General features: G+C 68.1%; 8 protein-coding genes. 3 read left to right on the top strand and 5 right to left on the bottom strand.

All coding sequences use genetic code 11. The features are described from left to right. Positions 1 to 149: 149 nt before the first annotated feature. Together aroE and hemB are read right to left on the bottom strand one after the other, a co-directional pair. The gene (aroE, locus tag ABSH63_RS15550) at positions 150 to 953 is read right to left on the bottom strand and encodes a shikimate dehydrogenase (RefSeq protein ID WP_352891000.1); all 804 of its coding nucleotides are present in this window, start codon (positions 951 to 953) and stop codon (positions 150 to 152) included. Positions 954 to 1,048: 95 nt separating this feature from the next. Beyond that, positions 1,049 to 2,050: a porphobilinogen synthase gene (hemB, locus tag ABSH63_RS15545; RefSeq protein ID WP_352891001.1), complete on the bottom strand. Its 1,002-nt coding sequence runs from the start codon at positions 2,048 to 2,050 to the stop codon at positions 1,049 to 1,051. 52 nt (positions 2,051 to 2,102) lie between these two features. Between hemB and ABSH63_RS15540 the strand changes: the two genes are divergently transcribed. The 3 genes from ABSH63_RS15540 to ABSH63_RS15530 are packed head-to-tail and all read left to right on the top strand — an operon-like array spanning position 2,103 to position 4,247. After that, positions 2,103 to 2,909, top strand: coding sequence for a sterol desaturase family protein (locus tag ABSH63_RS15540; RefSeq protein WP_352890999.1), 807 nt, complete (start codon positions 2,103 to 2,105; stop codon positions 2,907 to 2,909). A 28-nt stretch (positions 2,910 to 2,937) separates the two neighbouring features. Then, entirely contained in the window at positions 2,938 to 3,498 is a 561-nt protein-coding gene (locus tag ABSH63_RS15535; protein ID WP_352890997.1) for a sigma-70 family RNA polymerase sigma factor, read from the top strand. Further along, positions 3,483 to 4,247, top strand: coding sequence for an anti-sigma factor (locus ABSH63_RS15530; RefSeq protein WP_352890996.1), 765 nt, complete (start codon positions 3,483 to 3,485; stop codon positions 4,245 to 4,247). Before ABSH63_RS15535 ends, ABSH63_RS15530 begins: the two co-directional genes overlap by 16 nt. Before the next feature lie 15 nt (positions 4,248 to 4,262). On the opposite strand, the gene ABSH63_RS15525 is transcribed toward ABSH63_RS15530, so the two are convergent. The 3 genes from ABSH63_RS15525 to ABSH63_RS15515 form a co-directional block, all read right to left on the bottom strand. Then, positions 4,263 to 4,445: a helix-turn-helix domain-containing protein gene (locus ABSH63_RS15525; protein WP_352890994.1), complete on the bottom strand. Its 183-nt coding sequence runs from the start codon at positions 4,443 to 4,445 to the stop codon at positions 4,263 to 4,265. Continuing rightward, a complete protein-coding gene (locus ABSH63_RS15520; RefSeq protein ID WP_352890992.1) occupies positions 4,442 to 5,296 on the bottom strand; it encodes an AraC family transcriptional regulator in 855 nt (284 codons plus the stop codon). Before ABSH63_RS15520 ends, ABSH63_RS15525 begins: the two co-directional genes overlap by 4 nt. Positions 5,297 to 5,398: 102 nt before the next feature. Next, entirely contained in the window at positions 5,399 to 5,647 is a 249-nt protein-coding gene (locus tag ABSH63_RS15515) for a transposase (RefSeq protein ID WP_352890991.1), read from the bottom strand. Between the last annotated feature and the right edge of the window lie 125 nt (positions 5,648 to 5,772).

Below are 5,772 nucleotides of genomic sequence, written 5' to 3'. Positions count from 1 at the left end.
TGGTAGCATTCCGTCACGGCGGATTCGCTCCAGAGAATTGGCTTCGACAACCGAATTCTACTGGGCAACAGCGAATCCGCCGTGCCTTCTCAGCAGCCTACTCGTGACGGATCCGGGCTAGCGCGCGCGACGCGCCCGCAGGGTTTTCTTCAGCGCAGTGCTTCGATCACCGGCGCGGTCTGCGGCCGCTGACCGCGCCACAGCGCGAACGCCGCCGCCGCCTGTTCGACCAGCATGCCCAGGCCGTCGGCGATGCGCGCGGCGCCTTGGGACTGCGCCCATTCGCGAAACGGGGTGAACGCCGCGCCGTAGGACAGGTCGTAGGCGTCGCCTCCGGTGGCGAGCAGTTGTCCCGGCAGCGCAATCATGCGGCCCTGGTGTCCGGCCGAGGTCGCGTTGACGATCAGGTCAAAGCGATCGCCCTTGAGCGACAGGTGCGTGCGCGGAACGACGGTGCCGAGCGCCTTGAAGTCTTCGGCCAGAGCCTCGGGCTTCCACGGGTTGCGGTTGGACACCACCAGCTCGGCGGGCCGCTGCGCGAGCAGGGGTTCGAGGATGCCGCGCGCCGCGCCGCCGGCGCCGAGCACCAGCACGCGTCGGCCGGCGACCGCGATGCCGAGGCGCTGCAGATCGCGGATGAAGCCTTCGCCGTCGGTGTTGTCGCCGCGCCAGCCGGTGTCGGTGCGGATCAGGGTATTGACCGCACCGGCGCGCTGCGCGCGTTCGGAAACGGCCTCGCACAGAGCCATCACCGCGATCTTGTGCGGCAGGGTGACGTTGAGGCCGGCGTAGCCTTTTGCGTGCAGCTCGGCGAGATGCTCGGCGAGCCGCTCCGGCGCGACCTCGATCGCCTCGTAGGCGAGCGTCTGCCCGGTTTGCCGTGCGAAGCGTGCGTGGATCGCCGGCGACTTGCTGTGCGCGACCGGCTGGCCGATGACGGCGTAACGATCCATGGGAGCAGCGGTTTCCAGTCAGAAGTTTTTAGTTTCCAGCGCAAAGAGACCCTGCGCCGTCCCGGAAACTTGAAACTGGAAACCGGAGACTTTCCTCATGCCAGCCATTGCGCCGCATCCTCGGCGAAGTACGTCAGAATCATGTCGGCGCCGGCGCGGCGCAGGCAGATCAAGGCTTCGAGCACCGCCTTCTTCTCGTCGAGCCAGCCGTTGGCGCTCGCCGCCTTGAGCATCGCGTACTCGCCGCTGACCTGATAGGCCGCCACCGGAACGCCAAAGCGGTCCTTCACGCGGCGGATCACGTCCAGATACGGCAGGCCCGGCTTGACCATGACGATGTCCGCACCCTCATCGAGATCCAGCGCGACCTCGCGCAGCGCTTCATCGGTATTGGCCGGGTCCATCTGGTAGCTGTCCTTGCCGCCCTTGCCGAGGTTCGCGCCCGAGCCGACGGCATCGCGGAACGGGCCGTAGAAGCTCGATGCGTACTTCGCCGCATAGGACATCACCAGCGTGTCGTGATGACGGTCGCGCTCCAGCACCTGGCGGATGTGGCCGACGCGGCCGTCCATCATGTCGGACGGCGCGACGATGTCGACCCCGCAGCGGGCGTAGAGCAGCGCCTGGCGGCGCAGGATCTCGCAGGACGCGTCGTTGTCGACGCGGCCGGCCGCGTCGAGCACGCCGTCCTGGCCGTGGCTGGTATAGGGGTCGAGCGCGACATCGGCGATCACGCCGAGTTGCGGCACGGCCTGCTTCACCGCCTTGATCGCGCGGCACATCAGGCTCTCGGGATTGAGCGCCTCGTCGCCGTCGGGGGTCTTGCGTTCGGCCGGCGTCACCGGAAACAGCGCAACCGCGCGTATGCCCAGCGCATACAGCGCTTCGCACTTGCGCAGCAGCGCCTCGAGATCGAGGCGCATCACCCCCGGCATCGACGCCACCGCGCCGCAGAGTCCGCCCTCGGCGACGAACAGCGGTTGGATCAACTGCGCCGGCACCAGGCGCGTTTCGCGCACCATGTCGCGGATGTATGCGGCCTGGCGCGTGCGCCGCAGCCGGGTACTGGGGTAGGATCCGGTCGCCAAGGCGGGCATCCTGAGCAAAGGGACCGCCGATTATAGCCGCGCCCTTCGGGCGCTCCCCGCGATGACCGAAGCCGCAACCCTGATCCGCCTGATGCTTTTCCTCGGACTCGCGGCGCTGCTCATCGCCGCCGAAGCGGCGTGGCCGCGGCGGCGCCCAGCACCGCCGCGGGGCGAACGCTGGTGCGCCAATGTCGGCCTGGTGGTGATCGACAGCCTGCTGCTGCGGCTGCTCACCGGGGCCGGTGCGGTCGGCGTGGCGTACTGGGTAGAGGCGCGCGACCTCGGCCTGCTGCACGCGCTGGCGTGGCCGCGGTGGGTCGAGTTCGTGGTCGCGCTGCTGGCGCTCGATCTTTTGATCTACGGACAGCATCGGATGATGCACGTGCTGCCGCCGCTGTGGCGCCTGCATCGCGTGCATCACAGCGATCCGGGTTTCGACGTGACCACGGCGCTGCGCTTCCATCCGTTCGAAATCCTGCTGTCGATGGCGCTGAAGATGGCGGCGGTCGCCGCGCTCGGCGCGCCGCCGTGGGCGGTGGTCGTCTTCGAGGTGCTGCTCAACGCGAGCTCGATGTTCAACCACGCCAACCTGAACCTGCCGACGAAAGTCGATCGCGCACTGCGCCGTTTCGTCGTCACCCCGGACATGCATCGCGTCCACCACTCGATCCACCGCGACGAGACCGACAGCAACTTCGGTTTCAGCCTGCCGTGGTGGGATCACCTGTTCGGCAGCTACCGCGCGCAGCCGCGCGACGGACACGAGGCGATGCCGATCGGCCTTGCCGAGATTCCACAGCCGGGCGGGCTGCTGGATCTGCTGGTCCAGCCGGTGCGGCGCGACGCCGCGTCAGTCCGGCTACACTGACCGGCGCTGCCACCCACAAGCCCACGACATGGCCGACGCCGAACAGCTCGCGCGCCTGCTGTCCGCTACCGCGAACCAAGACCAGATCGCCTTCCACCGTCTGTACGACGCGACGAGTGCGCATCTGTTCGGCCTTTTGCTTCGTATCCTGCGCCGTCGTGACTGGGCCGAGGAGGCGCTGCAGGACTGCTTTCTCAAGATTTGGCAGAAGGCCGACACCTACTCGCCCGACAAAGGCGCGCCGCTGACCTGGTTGATGACGATCGCCCGCTACCGCGCGCTGGATCTGTTGCGCATGAAGCGGCCGGAGGTCGAACTGCCCGAGGACGGCGAGGATGCATCGATGCGCTTTGCGGATGACAGCAGCACCATGGACCCGGAAGCCGGCGCCGTCGCGCACGAGGGTATGGGCCGGCTCGCCGAGTGCATGAAAGCTTTGCAGGCCGAACAACGGCGCAGCGTGCTGCTGGCGTATTACGAGGGCTACACCCATCAGGAGCTGGCGCGGCATCTGCAAGCGCCGCTGGGGACGGTCAAGAGTTGGGTGCGTCGCGGCCTGCAGAGGCTGCGGGAGTGTCTGGGCGAATGAAGGTCGAACATCCTCGGCTCAAGCAGGCGCTTGCGGCCGAGTACGTGCTCGGCACGCTCGCCGGCCGCGCGCGTCGCCGCTTCGAGCGGCTGCTCGGGGTGCGCGCTGACCTGCGCGATGAAGTGCGCTGGTGGGAGCGGCGGCTGGCACCGCTGCAGCACGGCTTCACGCCGCAGACGCCGCGCGCCGTGGTCTGGGCAGCGATCGAAAAACAGATCAATGCGCAGACGGTCACAGCGCTACCGCCGCCTGCGGGCGCCGCCGCGCCGCGCGGCCTGCGGCTCTGGCAAGCCTGGGCGTTGACCGCGACGGCCGCGTCGGTCGTGCTCGCGATCGGTCTGGCGCGCGAGCTCAACCGGCCGCCACCGCCGGCGCAGCTCGTGCGCGTCGAAGTGCCGGTGTTCCAACCGCTGCCTTACGTCGCGCTGCTGCGCCCCGGCGAGAGCGAGGTGCAGTGGCTGGTGACCCTGTCGCCGGAGCGCCGCCTGATCCGCATCACCGGCAGCGGCAAGTTCCCGCTCGATTTCTCGCGCGAGAGCCTCGAACTCTGGGTAGTCGGCGATGACGGCACGCCGCGCTCGCTCGGCGTGATGCCCGACGACGGCGACGGCGAGATGCCGATGCCACGCGGCCTGACCATGCCGGCCAAGCCCACGCTGGCGGTCTCGCGCGAGCCGGCCGGCGGCTCGCCCACCGGCCTGCCGACCGGACCGGTGATCACGGTATCGCCCGCCCTGCGCGCGAGCTGACACCAAGCCGCCCATTCAGGGCGTCCGCGCGGCGGGGTGCCGGCGCCGGCGGAAAGCGCTCGGTGACTCGCCGTGCCAGCGACGAAAAGCCGTGTGGAAGGCGGCCGATTCGGTATAACCGAGCCGCACGGCGATCTTCGAGAGCTTCATGTGCGTGGACAGCAACAGCTCCTCGGCGGAGCGTGCGCCGCTCTTCATCGAGCAGCGCCCGGAACGAAGAGCTTTCCTCGGCCAGGCGCCGGCGCAGACTGCGCGTGGAGGTGCGCAGCTCGCCGGCAACGTCGTCGAGTGACGGAACGTTGCCCGGACTGCGCAGCAGGCGCTCGCGGATCGGATCGGCGAAACCGGCGCGCACGCGACGCTTGGCCAGCAATTGCCGGCACTGCTCCTCGCAGATGCGCGCCATCGTCGGATTGGCCTGCGGCAACGGGGCGTCCAGATGCTTGGCTTAGCAGTAGGGTGGCGTTGAGCGCGGCACCGAAGGACGGACGCACGCCGCACAGACGGTCGAAGCGCCAGGCGTAGTCCGGCCGCGCGAAGCGGAACTGCGCACTGACGGCCGGAAAGCCGCCCGGACGCATTTCCCAGGCGGCGTTGGCCCATGCCGCGAAATCGCGCTCGACGAGAAACTGGCGCACGTCGTCCGGCACCTCGCTGTCGTCGAGCACGATCAAGAGGTCGCGCCCGCGGTTCTCCAGACGGTAGCGCGCGAAGGCATAGCTCAGGTCCAGATAGCGCACCGCGATCTGCGCGGCGCTGCGAAAGGTCGGACTGCTCAGCAGCGCAAATCCCCAGATGCCGTAGGACGACAGGTGGTAGCGCAGGCCGGCATCGAGCCCCAGGCCCGGCGGATCGCCCAGGCCTTCGAGGATGTTGCGGATCAGCCGCAGCTCCTGGTCGGCGGTGATCTCGGTGGCCGGATCGAGCAGGCTTGCGGCGTCGAGCTGCGTGCCGCGCAGGCAGGCATCCAGCGGCAGACCGCGCTCGTTGGCGATGCGCGCAAGCAACTGCGCGCTGACCACGGAGCGGCGGACCGTCGACGCCGTCATCGCGCCGATGCGGCGTCTGCCGCGTGCCTGTCGCGCGCTGTCCCCGATCCCCCGTGCAAGCCTCGCTCCGTCGTCCGCTGTGGCCGAAATTATTGGTAATTCCTAACCTTTCCGGACCAGAATTGGACGTAGCTCTTGGATTGAGATCTGCTTGAGAAGCTTGAACAGCAAGGGTTGCATGTTTTCGTGCCGGTGATTGAACCGGTAGCAAACTTCGGCCAGGTACAGGTGGAAGTATTGCCGGGGCACGCCACGGTACATGTAGAGCCAGTTCTTGGCATGGCTCCAGAAGCCCTCGATGCCGTTGATGTGATCTCGCCCGGCAGGCCGACCCTTCTCCTTGCGGATCATCATGTCGCCTCCCCCAGTTTAGTGCCACGGATTACTAGAGGTCTCGGGGTGGTGGTGAAGTCGGTATTCGACGGGCGTGAGATCGCGTAGTGACTCGTGCGGGATCTCGTGGTTGTAGTCGTGCA

Origin of the sequence: Sinimarinibacterium thermocellulolyticum, assembly GCF_040327995.1 — a bacterium.
GTDB lineage: Bacteria > Pseudomonadota > Gammaproteobacteria > Nevskiales > Nevskiaceae > Solimonas > Solimonas thermocellulolyticum.
This window is presented reverse-complemented; position numbering and strand designations above follow the sequence as displayed.

What these genes read in the sequence shown, in the direction of transcription:
- ABSH63_RS15535 (WP_352890997.1), top strand. Translation starts at nt 2,938, where the DNA reads ATGGCCGACGCCGAACAGCTCGCGCGCCTGCTGTCCGCTACCGCGAAC.
- ABSH63_RS15515 (WP_352890991.1), bottom strand. Translation starts at nt 5,647, where the DNA reads ATGATCCGCAAGGAGAAGGGTCGGCCTGCCGGGCGAGATCACATCAAC.
- ABSH63_RS15540 (WP_352890999.1), top strand. Translation starts at nt 2,103, where the DNA reads ATGACCGAAGCCGCAACCCTGATCCGCCTGATGCTTTTCCTCGGACTC.
- ABSH63_RS15520 (WP_352890992.1), bottom strand. Translation starts at nt 5,296, where the DNA reads ATGACGGCGTCGACGGTCCGCCGCTCCGTGGTCAGCGCGCAGTTGCTT.
- hemB (WP_352891001.1), bottom strand. Translation starts at nt 2,050, where the DNA reads ATGCCCGCCTTGGCGACCGGATCCTACCCCAGTACCCGGCTGCGGCGC.
- ABSH63_RS15525 (WP_352890994.1), bottom strand. Translation starts at nt 4,445, where the DNA reads ATGAAGAGCGGCGCACGCTCCGCCGAGGAGCTGTTGCTGTCCACGCAC.
- aroE (WP_352891000.1), bottom strand. Translation starts at nt 953, where the DNA reads ATGGATCGTTACGCCGTCATCGGCCAGCCGGTCGCGCACAGCAAGTCG.